Source organism: Fortiea contorta PCC 7126 (genome assembly GCF_000332295.1).
In the GTDB taxonomy this organism is placed as follows: domain Bacteria; phylum Cyanobacteriota; class Cyanobacteriia; order Cyanobacteriales; family Nostocaceae; genus Fortiea; species Fortiea contorta.
Genome location: NZ_KB235930.1, coordinates 3,747,143 through 3,762,035 on the forward strand (window position 1 = coordinate 3,747,143; position 14,893 = coordinate 3,762,035).

The 14,893-nt window shown below is 43.3% G+C and carries 14 protein-coding genes and 1 tRNA gene; 5 read left to right on the forward strand and 10 right to left on the reverse strand.

Features of this window, described 5'->3' with window-relative positions; all coding sequences use genetic code 11:
• Positions 1 to 225 precede the first annotated feature (225 nt).
• From modA to MIC7126_RS0117275, 6 genes are all read right to left on the reverse strand, one after another.
• Entirely contained in the window at positions 226 to 1,023 is a 798-nt protein-coding gene (modA, locus tag MIC7126_RS0117250; RefSeq protein ID WP_017654412.1) for a molybdate ABC transporter substrate-binding protein, read from the reverse strand.
• Positions 1,020 to 1,241 carry a hypothetical protein gene (locus MIC7126_RS31325; RefSeq protein ID WP_081603041.1) on the reverse strand — a complete coding sequence of 74 codons (222 nt, stop codon included), beginning with the start codon at positions 1,239 to 1,241 and terminating at the stop codon, positions 1,020 to 1,022. The genes modA and MIC7126_RS31325 overlap by 4 nt, the downstream gene beginning before the upstream one ends.
• 28 nt (positions 1,242 to 1,269) lie before the next feature.
• Complete coding sequence (locus MIC7126_RS0117260; RefSeq protein ID WP_017654414.1) at positions 1,270 to 2,079, reverse strand: glucose 1-dehydrogenase; 810 nt, start codon at positions 2,077 to 2,079, stop codon at positions 1,270 to 1,272.
• A gap of 298 nt (positions 2,080 to 2,377) precedes the next feature.
• A complete protein-coding gene (gene leuD / locus MIC7126_RS0117265; protein WP_017654415.1) occupies positions 2,378 to 2,980 on the reverse strand; it encodes a 3-isopropylmalate dehydratase small subunit in 603 nt (200 codons plus the stop codon).
• Between the two features lie 23 nt (positions 2,981 to 3,003).
• Positions 3,004 to 4,407, reverse strand: a complete 1,404-nt coding sequence (gene leuC / locus MIC7126_RS0117270; protein WP_017654416.1) for a 3-isopropylmalate dehydratase large subunit — start codon at positions 4,405 to 4,407, stop codon at positions 3,004 to 3,006.
• 94 nt (positions 4,408 to 4,501) lie between these two features.
• Positions 4,502 to 4,726 (reverse strand): hypothetical protein, encoded by a 225-nt coding sequence (locus MIC7126_RS0117275; RefSeq protein WP_026100338.1) that lies wholly within the window; start codon positions 4,724 to 4,726, stop codon positions 4,502 to 4,504.
• A gap of 611 nt (positions 4,727 to 5,337) precedes the next feature.
• Here MIC7126_RS0117275 and MIC7126_RS0117285 point away from each other — a divergent pair.
• The gene (locus tag MIC7126_RS0117285; protein ID WP_238553649.1) at positions 5,338 to 5,625 is read left to right on the forward strand and encodes a hypothetical protein; all 288 of its coding nucleotides are present in this window, start codon (positions 5,338 to 5,340) and stop codon (positions 5,623 to 5,625) included.
• Positions 5,626 to 5,664: 39 nt separating this feature from the next.
• On the opposite strand, the gene MIC7126_RS0117290 is transcribed toward MIC7126_RS0117285, so the two are convergent.
• Both MIC7126_RS0117290 and MIC7126_RS0117295 read right to left on the reverse strand, forming a co-directional pair.
• On the reverse strand, positions 5,665 to 6,126 hold the full coding sequence (locus tag MIC7126_RS0117290; protein ID WP_017654420.1) for a DUF29 domain-containing protein: 462 nt from the start codon (positions 6,124 to 6,126) through the stop codon (positions 5,665 to 5,667).
• Between the two features lie 267 nt (positions 6,127 to 6,393).
• Positions 6,394 to 6,466, reverse strand: a tRNA-Val gene (locus tag MIC7126_RS0117295).
• Between the two features lie 85 nt (positions 6,467 to 6,551).
• Here MIC7126_RS0117295 and MIC7126_RS0117300 point away from each other — a divergent pair.
• The 4 genes from MIC7126_RS0117300 (at position 6,552) to MIC7126_RS0117315 (ending at position 10,562) form a co-directional block, all read left to right on the forward strand.
• Positions 6,552 to 7,142 carry a metal-binding protein gene (locus tag MIC7126_RS0117300; RefSeq protein WP_017654421.1) on the forward strand — a complete coding sequence of 197 codons (591 nt, stop codon included), beginning with the start codon at positions 6,552 to 6,554 and terminating at the stop codon, positions 7,140 to 7,142.
• Positions 7,143 to 7,172: 30 nt separating this feature from the next.
• On the forward strand, positions 7,173 to 8,006 hold the full coding sequence (gene mazG / locus MIC7126_RS0117305) for a nucleoside triphosphate pyrophosphohydrolase (RefSeq protein ID WP_017654422.1): 834 nt from the start codon (positions 7,173 to 7,175) through the stop codon (positions 8,004 to 8,006).
• Between the two features lie 248 nt (positions 8,007 to 8,254).
• Positions 8,255 to 9,571 (forward strand): glutamate-5-semialdehyde dehydrogenase, encoded by a 1,317-nt coding sequence (locus tag MIC7126_RS0117310; RefSeq protein ID WP_026100339.1) that lies wholly within the window; start codon positions 8,255 to 8,257, stop codon positions 9,569 to 9,571.
• 124 nt (positions 9,572 to 9,695) lie between these two features.
• Positions 9,696 to 10,562, forward strand: coding sequence for an Rpn family recombination-promoting nuclease/putative transposase (locus MIC7126_RS0117315; RefSeq protein WP_017654424.1), 867 nt, complete (start codon positions 9,696 to 9,698; stop codon positions 10,560 to 10,562).
• A 60-nt stretch (positions 10,563 to 10,622) separates the two neighbouring features.
• Here MIC7126_RS0117315 and MIC7126_RS0117320 read toward each other — a convergent pair whose 3' ends face one another.
• Positions 10,623 to 12,947, reverse strand: coding sequence for an ATP-dependent helicase (locus MIC7126_RS0117320; RefSeq protein ID WP_017654425.1), 2,325 nt, complete (start codon positions 12,945 to 12,947; stop codon positions 10,623 to 10,625).
• A gap of 65 nt (positions 12,948 to 13,012) precedes the next feature.
• Positions 13,013 to 14,767 carry a sensor histidine kinase gene (locus MIC7126_RS0117325; protein ID WP_017654426.1) on the reverse strand — a complete coding sequence of 585 codons (1,755 nt, stop codon included), beginning with the start codon at positions 14,765 to 14,767 and terminating at the stop codon, positions 13,013 to 13,015.
• Positions 14,768 to 14,893: the final 126 nt, after the last annotated feature.

The window sequence follows — 14,893 nt, forward strand, 5'->3', positions numbered from 1 at the left end:
ACTTTAATAATGATACAAACATGTTGGTAGGGGCACGGCAGTGCCGTGCCCCTACGAGAAATCTATCTGTATCAATTTTTTCGTGAATTGGTATAACGCACCGTCTTAACCTGATTGGCGGTGCGTTACGCTCTGCTTTAACGCACCCTACTAATGCACAATTTAAGGCTAGACACGCCAATACTACAAAGCTACAAAGCTGTTCTCTTCCTCATTCTTTCTTCCCTATGAGGGTAGGAGAAAGCCGTATTTTTTCAATACAGCTTTAGCTTGATTGCTAGATAAAAACTGGACAAATTCTTTAGCTGCATTAGCGTTTTTGCTGCTTTTAAGTACTGCTGCGGGATAAACAATCGCCGAGTGATATTTTTCATCAGCCGCTACCACGATTTTCACTTTATCAGAAATTTTGGCATCAGTGGCGTAAACTAAACCCGCATCAGCATTACCACTTTCTACTGCTGCAAGTACTTGGCGGACATTGTTAGCATAAACCAATTTGGACTTGACATCTGGCAAAATCTTTAATTTCTTTAGAACTTGCTCGGCATATTGTCCTGCGGGAACACTCCTCGGTTCACCAATAGCGATTTTTTTTATATTGGCATCTTTCAAATTGTAAAAGCTGCCAACACCCACAACATTGTTAGGTACTACTAAAACTAAACGATTCCTGGCAATGTTTGCACGAGTTCCTGGTAACAACAGTCTTTTTGTTTCTAAGATATCAACTTGTCTTTTAGCAGCAGAAATAAAAACATCTACAGGCGCGCCCTGCTCAATTTGTTGTAATAAAGCACCAGAAGCCCCGAAGTTATAATTAACGTTGATACTGGGTTGAGTTTGTTGATAAAGAGGCTTAATTTCTTCTAACGTCTCTTTTAAGCTGGCTGCTGCAGATACCAGCAGTGTAGTGCTTGACTGTGCTGTTACGGGAGAAGGGGCAAAAGTTGGTAAAGTTGTAAAGATTAATAAGCTAGCGATCGCTGTACCAATCCAAGATAAAATTCGTCTTCTGTTCATAGGACAACCGCAACCAAGGATTTTTTTGGAGCATTTAAGGTTGGTAGAATCATACCAAGATTACCAGTATTTACCAAATAAATTGGTGATATTTTGCTCACAAATGGGGAGATGGGGAGATGGGGAGATGGGGTGGTGGGGTGGTGGGGTGGTGGGGAGAAAAAGAATTTATGCTTTCGCAACAATCTTCCTTCGCCTTCTTCCCACACCTCCCACACCTCCCTCTTCCCTCTTCCCTAACCCCTACTACGCAGACCAAGTTTCTCGGAAGTCTGCGTAGAGTGTCAGTCCTCCGTCAATGAACAGGGTTTGTCCGGTGATGTATGCGGCTTCTTCAGATGCTAAAAATGCTACTGCTGCAGCCATTTCTGCTGAAGTTCCCACGCGACCCATAGGAATATGACTGGCTACAGCAGCTTGTTTTTCCGGGTCATTAGTCCAAGCTTCGTTGATGGGGGTGACAGTTGCTCCTGGTGCGATCGCATTTACACGAATACCTCGGTTTGCATATTCCAAGGCTAATGTTTTGGTCATGTTTTCCATCCCACCTTTACTGATGGAATAGCTAACATACATTGGTCGGGGAATAATTTCGTGAACGCTGGAAATATTAATGATGATTCCCGGTCGATTTTGGGAGAGGAATTTTTTGATTGTTTCACGGGCGCATAGGTAAGCACCCCGCAGATTGACGCCGATCACTCGGTCAAAGTCTTCGGTTTTGACTTCGTGAGATGAAGATTCAGTTTGAATTCCGGCGTTGTTGATGAGAATATCAATACTGCCCAATTTGTCAACTACAGTGTTGACCATTTCCACGATGTCTTCTTCTTGGGAGACATCGCCTTGGATCAGTAGAGATTTAACACCGCAATTGTCGATATCGCCGCAGGCTTTTTGCAAAGCCATTTCTTCTGTATCTTCCGCAGCTTCGGGATTTTTGCGGTAATTAATAGCAATGTTACAACCTTCTTGGGCGAGACGAATAGCGATCGCTTGTCCAATACCCGAACTTGCACCTGTAATTAAGGCATTTTTTCCTTTTAATCCTTTCATTTGACTTTATTCTCTCTAAAATTGGTTGGCTGTTCATGGTTAGTACTAATTGTTTAAAATTTATCAACGGATTGAAATCTAGAAATCCCTACCGAGTCTGACTTTTCTGATAGTTGCTAATGATACTGCAGCGATCGCATTCACCATCGCGCCATTAGTAGGGGCGAACGGTTGTTCGCCCTTGCTTCATTTTCACCGTTTGGAAAGCTGTGCGGGCGATATTTGATACCTGGGGCGAACAACCGTTCGCCCTTCCTTCATTTTCAGCAGATGTCTAAAGAACCAAAAACAAAAGTTCCTAATTTGGATTTCCCCAAGCTACATAAGGTAGTTTCCCCGCTGTTACGCGAACTTTATCAGCGTTAGCTACTAGCTGACCGCAAGCATCCCAAGTCCCGGAAATAAACGTACTTCTGGTACCTTCACCAATCGCTACCGCAGCAGTAAAGTCTTGAATCTGCACTTGTAAAATTTCTAGATTGACTGTTACCTCCGCTTGGGGATGAGCGGCTATTAATTGTTGTAGTTTTTCAATGTTGGCTGCGTCGCTGGTGACACATGGTATACCCATGGCGGTGCAGTTACCAAAGAAGATTTCGGCGAAGCTTTCGCCAACGAGGGCTTGAATTCCCCATTTAGCTAGAGCTTGGGGTGCATGTTCCCGTGATGAACCGCAACCGAAGTTGCGATTAACAACTAGGATTTTCGCTCCTTGATATTGGGGTTGGTCGAAGGGGTGTTGACCGTTGAGGGCTTGGCGGTCGTCTATGAATACACCTGCTCCTAAACCGTCAAAGGTGATTGCTTTTAAATAGCGGGCGGGAATAATGCGATCGGTGTCGATGTCGTCGCCAATTAAGGGTATACCACGACCGGAAACTGTTTTAACTTCGCTGACCATAAACTTTACCTAATCACTTGAATTTAGAGCAACTCGCGCACGTCTGCAACTTCACCTTTAATCGCCGCAGTGGCTACCATGGCTGGACTCATCAAGAGGGTGCGACCAGAGGAGGAACCTTGTCTACCTTTAAAGTTACGATTGGATGAGGAAGCACTGATTTGTCTTCCTTGGAGTTTGTCGGGGTTCATGGCTAGACACATCGAGCATCCAGGTTCGCGCCATTCAAAGCCTGCGGCTTGGAAAATTTTGTCTAATCCTTCGGCTTCTGCTGCTTTTTTGACTCTTTCGGAACCAGGGACGACGAAGGCTTTAACTCCAGCGGCGACTTGGCGACCTTGAGCGATTTTCGCCGCTTCTCTGAGGTCGGTGATGCGTCCGTTGGTGCAACTACCAATAAAGCAGACATCAATTTTTGTGCCTTTGATCGCTTGACCAGGAAGCACATCCATGTATTTATAAGCTTCTTCAGCGACGAAGCGGTCTTCTTCTGGTAGTTCTTCTGGTTTGGGGACAAATTGGTTAACGCCGACACCTTGACCGGGGGTGATTCCCCAGGTAACTGTGGGCGGAATTTCTGCGGCGTCGAAGACGACTATATCGTCATATTCGGCATCAGCATCACTTTTGATGGATTCCCACCAAGTTAAGGCTTTGTCCCAATCTACATTTTTGGGGGCGAAGTCTCGATCTTTAAGGTAGTTGTAAGTAATTTGGTCGGGATTGACGTAACCGCAACGTGCTCCACCTTCTATGGCCATGTTGCAGACTGTCATCCTTTCTTCCATGTTCATTTGCTCGAAGGTTGTACCCGCAAATTCATAAGCGTAGCCAACACCACCTTTGACGCCGAGGGTACGGATGATGTGGAGGATAACATCTTTGGCGTAAACGCCTTTTTTCAGGAAGCCGTTGACTTCGATTTTGCGGACTTTGAGTTTAGCTAGGGCGAGGGTCTGGGAGGCGAGTACGTCGCGGACTTGGCTGGTACCTATTCCAAAAGCGATCGCTCCAAATGCACCATGACTTGATGTGTGGCTATCTCCGCAAGCTATGGTTAATCCTGGTTGAGTTAGTCCTAATTCTGGGGCGATGACATGGACTATTCCCTGATTGCCAGAACCAATGTTATGAAATGTGATACCGTTTGCTTGACAATTCTGCTCTAGTGCCTCAATCATTTCCTCTGCCAAAATATCGACAAAAGGACGCGCTTGATTGTCTGTGGGCACAATATGATCTACTGTGGCTACGGTGCGTTCTGGAAACAAAACTTTTAGACCCCTCTCCCGTAGCATTGCAAAGGCTTGGGGACTGGTAACTTCATGGATAAGATGTAGTCCGATAAATAGTTGCGTTAGCCCTGAAGGAAGTGTACCAACGGTATGTAAGTCCCAAACTTTGTCGAATAGGGTGCCTTTGCTCATACGTCAATGGGTGATTTAGCGAGTCAGAATTCCCATCGTACCAAAAAAAGTCAACTGCTAAGACGCCGCAATGCAAAAACACCTGATGTAATTTCTATACTCCTCTGGCGATCGCTAAATCTCTAATCAGATTAGTTCTAGAAAATATATAACTGCTGAGGGTATAAACTTCCTCGTTACTCAGCGTACTATCGATTTGTTGTAACAACTGCTGCACCAAATCTGCGTCATCGAGTCCTAGCAGAGTACTGGTCTGGGTTTGCTCCACTACAGACCAAAGCTGGCGTAATATTTTGGAGTTCACAGGGCATAATTTCATGACAACTGCTCCTTGTGGCATTAATGCATAACAGCGGCGGGAAGAATCTAAAGAAAATCTTAATTTAGAAATCTAAAGAAAAGCTTAAATGTTATTTAAGTTTATAAAATTAGATAGAAATCTAAATTTTGAGAAAAAATTCTCAGTATTAATACAGGGAAGTGTCAATTTTATCGATTAAACATTGACACTGCCAGGGTAAGTATTAAACTCTACGATTTATCCCAACAGAGAACACAGAACTCTTAACTATCCCCTATCCCCTTTTATTCATCATCGATACTATTTCTCTCAGGAGTAAAAGTAGGTAGTACAGATCGGTCATCATCGGGAACTCTCAGGGGTATGTTTAAATGTCTACGTGCTTGTTCTTCGGCAATATCTCGGTCTTGTTCGTTGTTAAACTGGCTATGATCGAGCAAGTATTCGCTGTGTGCTGCTTGATCTTTTGCGGGTGGGTGGCCATGCTTCCACTTATATTTAAAATCCATCAGTGTGTCATGCCTCAATTTTTACCTAATCTTAATTTAGCTACTCGACTGCTCGCCTCTAGCTTTGGGTGGGAAGGTATTAACTATGGTTTTACCGAAATGGGTAAGTAATTAAGGGTTTTGCTTGCTGAATCTACCGAAATGATTAAGCAATTGAGGGTATTGTTTGCTGAATTTACCGAAATGAGTCAGCAATTGAGGGTTTTGCTTGCTGAATTTACCGAAATGATTAAGCAATTGAGGGTTTTGCTTGCTGAATTTACCGAAATGAGTCAGCAATTGAGGGTTTTGTTTGCTGAATTTACCGAAATGAGTTCATTAGAAGTAGGTTGGGTGAAGCAGAGCGCAACCCAACATGGATCCGGGTGTTGGGTTGCGTTACACTTCACCCAACCTACAAAATCTTAAATCTTGACACTGCTGTAACACACCATACTGGCTAGTTAACTAATTCGGTAGAAAATCTTCGTCTAAACACTCATCCGCAGTGAAGGGAGATTCTAGCGGAAAAGTGTCGAGAGATAAACCAGTTTCATCACTGGCTTGTTTTCTTGCATCTTGATAAGATTGTGTCAGGACTTCTAGGAAATATGGTTTTAAACTAGGACTATCTTTAAAACTTATTGTCAATCGGCGACGATGTTCTCTGATTGTCGCTTTCCAACTATTAGAGCGATTTTCTGGTTGGTATTTATATTTTAGTAAATGCATTAATAAAACAACTAAATTACTCACAAGTGCGTGTTTTTCGCTTCTCCCCATGCATTCAATCTCTTCTATGAGATTTTCTAAATCAACTTCAGAAAATCTGCCTTCTTTTAATTGTTTAGCGGTTGTCTGTATCCACAAATAAAAGTCTTGGTCGTAAAGACAAGAGTTTTTAAAAACTGTTGGTTGAGGCGTTGTCATCTAATTTTTTAACCTCCTAAAATCCAACTAGTAATTATAATTTCATTCCGCTCTGGCTATGCTTGTTACATGTGTTGTTTTTTCCTAGGAGTTTTTGGGGAGTAGGATTGGTTCTGGGTTATTCTCCAGGGAAACTTGAGATTTTGCCAATAGCAAGATGAGTGTATGATAACAATTTTTTGAGCTAAGACTTTTGTTTCATCAACGTCACCTAAAACAAAATAGAGACGCTGCATAACAACGTCTCTACTTTCATTAAATAAACTATGGGCAGTACCAGACTCGAACTGATGACATCCTGCTTGTAAGGCAGGCGCTCTACCAACTGAGCTAACCGCCCTCTTGGTCTTGACTTTAGGAAGTCTAGCACAATGTTCTAGGATTGCGCTAGTATTTTTGGGAAAATATTTTTGAGAACTTGATCAATGCCCTCTGGTCAGACGCACGATCGCATTACTTTATATGCTCTGCCGTTGGTGACGGGTATTGCGCTTTGGCAAACTAAAAGTAGCAATCTGACTCTATTGGTGGCTGGGGGTTTTTTATTTGGTGGGCTGATGTTTGGCCCTGATTTGGATATATATTCGGTGCAGTTCCAACGCTGGGGGTTTTTGCGCTGGATTTGGTTACCATATCAAAAAAGTCTGCGACATCGTTCTTTTTTATCTCACGGGCCGATCATCGGGACTACGTTGCGAGTGATTTATCTGGGAGGTTTGCTGGGATTTGTGGCTATTTTGGTGTTGTTGGTGGTTGGGAAGTTGGGAGGTGTGGCGTTTACTTGGCAAGATTTAGGTGTGGGTGTGAAGCGATCGCTTTCTATTTACTCCGGGGAATTTCTGGCTTTATTCTTGGGGTTGGAGTTGGGTGCTATGAGTCACTCTTTGAGTGATTGGGGTGGTTCGGCGTATAAGCGATTTCAAAAACAGGGGATACAGGGGTTGCTGCCCCGTGAGAAAATTAGGAGGCGCAAACCGAAGAAACGCGCGGTTGGTCGGTCTAAACCAGGAAGGTAATTTTTCCACACAGAGGATCACAGGGGTTTTATGGAGTCGCAAAATCAAACTTTGGCCGCGTTACAAGAGTTGATTGAGGTGGTTGAGAAGTTGCGATCGCCTGATGGGGGTTGTCCTTGGGATTTGGCGCAAACACCAACAAGTTTAACCCCGTACGTGATTGAGGAAGCTTATGAGGTGGTGGATGCGATTAAGCAAGGGGATCAAAAAGCGATCGCCGAGGAGTTAGGTGATTTACTTTTACAGGTGGTATTACAAGCACAAATTGCTAGAGAAGCGGGTGAGTTTTCTTTGCGAGATGTGGCTGAGGGAATTTCCCAAAAGTTAATTCGTCGTCATCCTCATGTGTTTGGTGATGTGTCGGTGACGAGTGTAGATGAAGTGCGGCAAAATTGGGAACAAATTAAAGCTGCGGAAAAGGGGGAATTGTCGCCAGAAAATCAAAAACTCAGTACTAAATTGAGTCGTTATGGACGTACTCTCCCACCATTAACAGCGGCGATGAAGATTTCCCAAAAGGCTGCTGATGTTGGGTTTGAGTGGGAAAATATTGCGGGAGTGTGGGCTAAATTTGATGAGGAGTTAACTGAGTTTCAACAGGCTTTGGCTACGGAAACGCCAGCGAATCAACAAGCAGAGTTGGGCGATTTATTATTTGCGGTTGTGCAATTAGCTCGTTGGCATCACCTCGACCCCGAAGCTGGTTTACAAGGTACTAATGAGCGGTTTGTCCAGCGGATCAAAAAAATGGAAGCGTTTGCAGATCGTCCCCTTTCAGATTATACCTTGGCAGAGTTAGAAAGTTTGTGGCAGCAAGCAAAAGCCCAAATTGCTCGTGAGTCGCAGGCTACCGACAATTGCTAGGATGAGGACAAGATTAAACCAATTCGCAATTCGCAATTCGCAATTCGCAATTCGCAATGACGCTCCTGCGTCGCTAACGCTTCGCTAACGCAATTCGCAATTACGTTCTGTAATGGGGATTTAGCGCAAAGTCAGCCGGGGGGATACTCCCCGCGGTGAACTTTGTAAGAGAGACCCCACCACAAAACTTACGGATTTTAGAATCCGGGGACTTAAACCCACGAAATTTTATTAAGACTTTTTTTACCATGACTGTAGTGCAGACGATTTCCCCCCTGGTGCATCTCGCCCAAAAAACTCGCCAAGCTGCGAGTTTGCTGGCGCTGCTTTCGACTGAAGAAAAAAACCAAGCTATTGCCGCGATCGCTCAAGCTTTAGAATCAGCAAAGGATGAAATTTGTCAAGCAAATATTGCTGATTGTGAAGCAGCGGCTGCTGATGGAATTGCCAAACCGCTTTATAAACGGTTGCAGTTGGATGAACATAAACTAAGAGATGCGATCGCTGGGGTAAGGGATGTAGAAAGGTTGGCTGATCCTGTGGGTCAAGTGCAAATTCACCGCGAAATTGATACAGGTTTGATTCTTCAGCGGATTACTTGTCCTTTGGGGGTTTTGGGGATTATTTTTGAAGCTCGTCCAGAAGCGGCGATACAAATTGTCTCTTTGGCGATTAAGTCTGGAAATGCTGTCATTCTCAAAGGTGGTAAAGAAGCAGTTCGTTCTTGCGAAGCCATAGTTAAAGCCATTAAACAAGGTTTATCTACCACCGCTGTCAACGCGGATGTGGTGCAATTATTAACAACTAGAGAAGAAATATTAGAACTTTTACAGTTAGATAAATATGTAGATTTAATTATTCCTAGAGGCTCTAATTCTTTTGTGCGGTTTGTTCAGGAAAATACGCGGATTCCGGTGTTAGGACATGCTGAGGGAATTTGTCATTTATATATAGATCAAAATATTGATTTGAGCAAGGCTGTGGCAATTACAGTTGATGCAAAAATTCAATATCCCGCCGCTTGTAATGCAATCGAAACTTTGTTAGTTCACAAATCAATTGCGCCGATATTTCTGCCGCAGGTTGCTCAAGCTTTGCAAGCAAATCATGTAGAATTGAGAGGCGACAAAGCAACTTTAGAAATTTTAGATAATATTACCGCTGCTACAGAATTAGACTGGGAAACAGAATATAGCGATCTAATTTTATCTATTAAAATTGTCGATTCTTTAGCAGAAGCGATCGCCCATATTAATTATTATGGTTCTCGCCACACCGAAGCAATCGTTACTGAAGATTTAAAAGCTGCACAAACCTTCTTAGTAATGGTCAACGCAGCAGGTGTTTATCACAACTGTTCTACCCGCTTTGCTGATGGTTTCCGTTATGGCTTCGGTGCAGAAGTAGGTATTAGTACTCAACAAATGCCACCCCGCGGCCCCGTGGGCTTGGAAGGCTTGGTAACATATAAATACCAAATGACTGGTGATGGTCATATTGTCGCCACTTACACAGGTGCAAATGCTAAGTCTTTCACCCATCAAGATTTAGGCGTTGCTGATTGAGAGTTGTAACACTCGATCACACACCTTTGTGTCAAAGTGACCTAACAAAAATTGACCTTTGCTGTTAACTGATGGCATTATGCCGAAGTAATAAGTAAAGATCCAGCTAAGTATCAAATCCTTTATGCGTCGAGACTCGATATTTTACAAACTATTTCAACAATCCCCAACTTTACTATTTGAACTATTGACAAATCCTCCAGCAAATGCTGGTGAATATAAATTTGATTCGGTAGCTGTTAAAGAACCAAAATTTGAAATCGATGGGGTATTTTTACCACCAGAAAACCAAAATCCGGGGGTTGTATATTTTTGTGAAGTTCAATTTCAGAAAGACGAACTGCTTTACGAACGAGTATTTGCAGAATCATCGTTATATTTTTACCGCAACCGAGCTAGATTTAGCGATTGGCAAATAGTCATAATTTATCCATCCCGTAATCTAGAACAAAGCGATCTTCATCCCCATCGTGTATTTTTAAATAGCGAACAAGTACATCGAGTGTATCTGGATGAATTGGGAGATATTCGCTCTTTACCTGTGTGGGTAGCATTGATGGTGTTAACTACCATAGAAGAAGAAATTGCACCACAACAAGCGAGATATTTGCTCTCTCGTTCTTCTATTGAACAACCAGAAACTGTAAGTCGCGCCATAATAGAGCTAGTAGTCACAATCATGGTGTACAAATTTGAACAATTAAGCAGAACTGAGGTACAAGAAATGTTAGGAATTACACTCCAACAAACAAGAGTTTATCGAGAAATTAAGGAAGAGGGAATACAGGAAGGAGAGCAGCGAGGACGAGAACAGGGAGAAAAATCGCTAATTCTTCGTCAACTAACTCGCCGTGTGGGAAAATTACCTGAAGATGTGCATGAGCGCATTGAAACTCTGTCTTTGGAACAATTAGAAAATCTTGGTGAAGCACTGTTAGATTTTACCAGTCTGGCTGATTTGCTCTCTTGGCTAGAAGCACTTGGGGATTAAGATAGCGATCGCTCTGTGATGAATACCTGTTTATATGGTATTGTTTAAGGAATGTATTAATTAAGCTCGCCCGCTTTTTGTTGGTTTAACTACGCACTCAGGAAACTCGCTTTTGAGCGCCGGAAACACAGGACAAGGTGCTTGTTCTTGTAAATTCTCCGGTTTACTCCAAGTGAATGGGGCTTTTTGCGACGCAGACATCCACAACAATCGTTTGGCTCTTGTCATCGCTACATAAAGCAACCGATATTCTTCTGCAGTTTTCAAACTTTTTGCTTGTTCCCAAGCTTGAGTGACGTCTGGTATTTGCGGTTCTTTGTGTAGTGCTGCTCGCACTTGGGCGCGAGCTACTTCAGATAAGGTAAAATTGCCGAGGAATTGACTTTGGGGCGGTACCCAAAACCTACCAGGAATCAAATTTTCATGGAGAAAGGGAAGAAAAACATAGTCCCAGTCTAATCCTTTGGCTTTGTGCATGGTAATGATGGTCAGTTGACCGTTGCGGGTGTAGCGGGCTTCTAAATCTTCAGTTTCCACCGCTTCAAATCTTTCGGAACTGACGATTTCACTCAAAGCTGATAGCATCGCTCCCATGGAACTATCACCAGCTATCTGCTGATTGACTCTTTCTGTGAGTTTATCAGCGGTTGCTAGTTCTGCTTGGTCATAGTTTAGTGTCAAAGCGAGGAAGGAAATCAGGTGATAAATCGGTAATTCTAACCGGGCGCGGAGTAAACTACGACATAAGTGTGAGGCTTTTTGTACCGCCTCTAATTGGGGTGGAGCTAGGGGGCCAGGATACAAAAAGTCTTCTGGTAAGCTAGCTAGGGCGTTGAGGTCTTGAGTTGGTATCAACTGACGCTTGACTAAAACCTCAAGGGCAACTTTAAGATAATCGGGGGAATGAGGGCGCTCGCAAAATTGCAATAGTCCTAAAATTTCCTGGGGAATATGAGAACGGCGATCGCGTTCTCCTACATCATAAAGTGTAATTTCATGCTCTTTGCATATCGGTGTCAGCGCCTCTGCTAACCATCTTCCTTGGCGATTCTCCCGGACTAAAATTGCTGCACTGATTTTTGTTTGGTCTTGAGCAAATAATTCAATCACCCTTTGTGACAATAATTCTACAGTGTGATAAATATCACGTGGTGTATATAACTCTAATCCTCTTCCCACCGGTGCGGGGTTAGCATCTTGCTGGGGATCGCCTGTGTCTACTGGGCGGATGTATTGGGGACGGAAGGGTGTTTGTTGATTTTTGACGCCGTAGAAGCTGTTGATCCATTCCAGGGCAAAATTAGCCGCAGTGATAATTATTCTCGTACTGCGACCAGCTTGATCCATGGTTGCTAGTTGCTGGAGGCGATCGCATTCGTAGCAAAATTGTCGAAAATAAATCGGATCAGCTGGGGTAAAAGTAGAGTTAATCGCTTGGTTGGGATCACCGACTCTGATTAAATTGATTCGCGATGAAGTGGATGATAAATTTTCCTTTGCTTCCTCATCTCCATCACGCGCCAAAATTTCTAACAACTGGGTCTGTAAGGGGCTAGAATCTTGAGCTTCGTCTTCAAAAACTGCAAAAACTTGGTTTTGTTCTAGGTGACGAGCGCTGGTGTTTTCGAGGACGCGCAGTGCGGCTAAGATCATGTCGTCGTAGTCGATGAACTCGCGCGATCGCATGATGTTTTGATATTGTGCATATAAGCCTGCGGCGATGCTTAAAATTCCATATGCATCTGTGGTTTCGTGACTCCATTGTTGCAAGTTTTCTGGCGATAAACCAGAACTTTTGGCTTCATGAATCACTGTAGTTGCTAATTCTGGTAATACTTCTGTCCGTAATACCGATTGACGACGCAATCTTTCTGTTTCTTCGCCGTCGAATTGGCTACCTTCCAGTAACCGTAAATACCGTTGAGGATGGCTGTTAATCCATTGTTCTACAGCGGTTCTGATAAAGCGATGACTTTGGTTTGGTGTAATTAATGTGACATTTTCTAACTGCAAACCAGATAAATTAGGATAGCGACTGGCGATATTGAGTGCTAAACCATGCAAGGTATGGACAACAAAGCCGGTCTGCGGTAGAGATAAATCTTCGCGTAAATATTTGCGGATTTTGGCTTTAATATTCGCAGCAGCGGAGCGGGTAAAAGTCACCACTACCAACTGACGACGAGAAGAGGAACCAGATTGAGTATAACATTCATATTGGCGAGCAATAGCGATCGCTGCTGCTGCTGCCATCCCTGTAGATTTACCAGCACCAGGAACCGCAGACACAGCTAACGGCCCAGCTTTCCAATCCGCCATTTGCTGTTGTCCGGGACGCAAACTCTGACAAATACGAGATATGGCCTCTGTGCGCAGGGATGACATCGGCGATGGCTGGACTAGTTCTGAGGGTAGAGATTCTGGAGACACAATTTATAATTCTTAATACGTTATCCTTCTTTCAACTCGCTCTCAGTATAAGAAAGGATAACTGGTTGTTGATAAAGTGGGACTGTGAATGTCACAGTGGAACCGAGTCCTTCACCAAGACTGTAAAAATGCACCTCACCACCCATAGCTTCCACTAATTTTTGAGATATTGCTAATCCTAAACCAGTACCACCAAACTGACGAGTGCGAGAACCGTCAACTTGAGAGAATAATTGAAATAGTTTATCCTGCTTATCTAAAGAGACGCCAATTCCCGTATCAGCGACGCGCACTCGTACCATTCCTGGGAATTGCTGCTCTTGGAATTTGGTTTTTTTCCTGACCAAATCAGCGCTGACGGTAACACCGCCTTCTTGGGTGAATTTAATGGCATTATTCACCAAGTTGATCATTACTTGTAGTAATCTTTGATAGTTGCCTTGAACAATTATTTCATCAGAAGTTGCGGGTATTTGCATCCCAAAGCTGAGGTTCCGCATTTGCGCTTGGGGACGCATGAAGTTATCGACATCATTAAATAATTCATCTAGTTTTACTGGTGTGCAGTCAAGCTCCATTTTCCCAGCTTCAATTTTGGCAATATCCAAAATGTCGCTGACGACTTCCAGTAGGTGTAATGATAGATGATGGGCTTCACAGAGAAATTCTTTTTGTTCTTCTGGATCATCTGCCATTCCGTCTAAAATCAGCTTTAGGAAACCGATCATCCCGTTGAGGGGTGTACGAATTTCGTGGGAGACATTAGCCAGAAACTCGCTTTTGAGACGGGAAGCTTCTTCGGCTTTTTGACGAGCTATTTCTAATTCTTGGTATAAGGTAGCATGAGCGATCGCTGTGCCTAATTGATCTGCTACTTCCTTTGCTAGTTCGATTTCCGCTTCTGTCAAAGGATAGCACTCATCCCGCAGACTCAAAGCAATTAATCCATTTGCTTGGTCTTGGTGGGATGTTGCTACTAGTAAGATTTTTTTATTGGGACATAAATTATACCTTGGCACTTCCATAACAATTGGTTCCAAGGTGGTCAAAACTTGAATAAAAGCAGGTTCAGCGGTGACATCGATTTCTACACCCCGCATTGAGCGCAGGTCTGATTGATGATACTCTGCTATCACCTGTAATTTTGTGTTGGATGGCTGATATGGGAACATCACACACCGCTCTAGTCGGAGTGCTTTCCCTAGACTATCAACTGTTTGTTGCCAGATGATATCTATGTCCAAGTTGCGGCGGATATTCCTGGTGATTCTGTTGACAATTTTTTGGTGTTTGTGCGATCGCAGCGCTAATTCTAACTGTGTTGGTGTTTTTAATATTACATCATCTGCTTGCTGATTAATTTTAGTCTGCAATAAGCGACCCATCACGAACACTGTAGTAGCAACTTTACCCAATTTCGGCATCACGGGGCTAATAATCAATTCCAACTCAAATAACTGCTGGTGATGACTAAACCAGCACTGCAATTTTTCCGGTACCAAATTTGTTAATACCTCGTGGAGCTTTTCTAAATAAGAGCTTTTGTCTGCGGGTACAAAGCTTTCATACTCACTCACTTCGTCATTTAGCTGCTGGGGGTTTAATCCCAGCAGTTCACTTTGCTGCCAATAAAAGCTCAGATAGCGCCCTGTTCCATCTTGCGTATACACCAACTCTGCCCCCAGACTATGTATGGGTATACCAGTCTGATTGGTAACAGATTCCATATTTTGAGAGAATAAGTTAGGCAATTGAGAATTGGCAGTAATAATCATTAATCGAGTTGAATAATAAACTAGCCGCCGACAACCGAGTTGTTAAAGCTGCTTAAAGTTTGGCATAAATTATTACAGCTTTGACAAGCTCAATTGGTGATTTACCCTCTCTGGAAGGCAGATTGA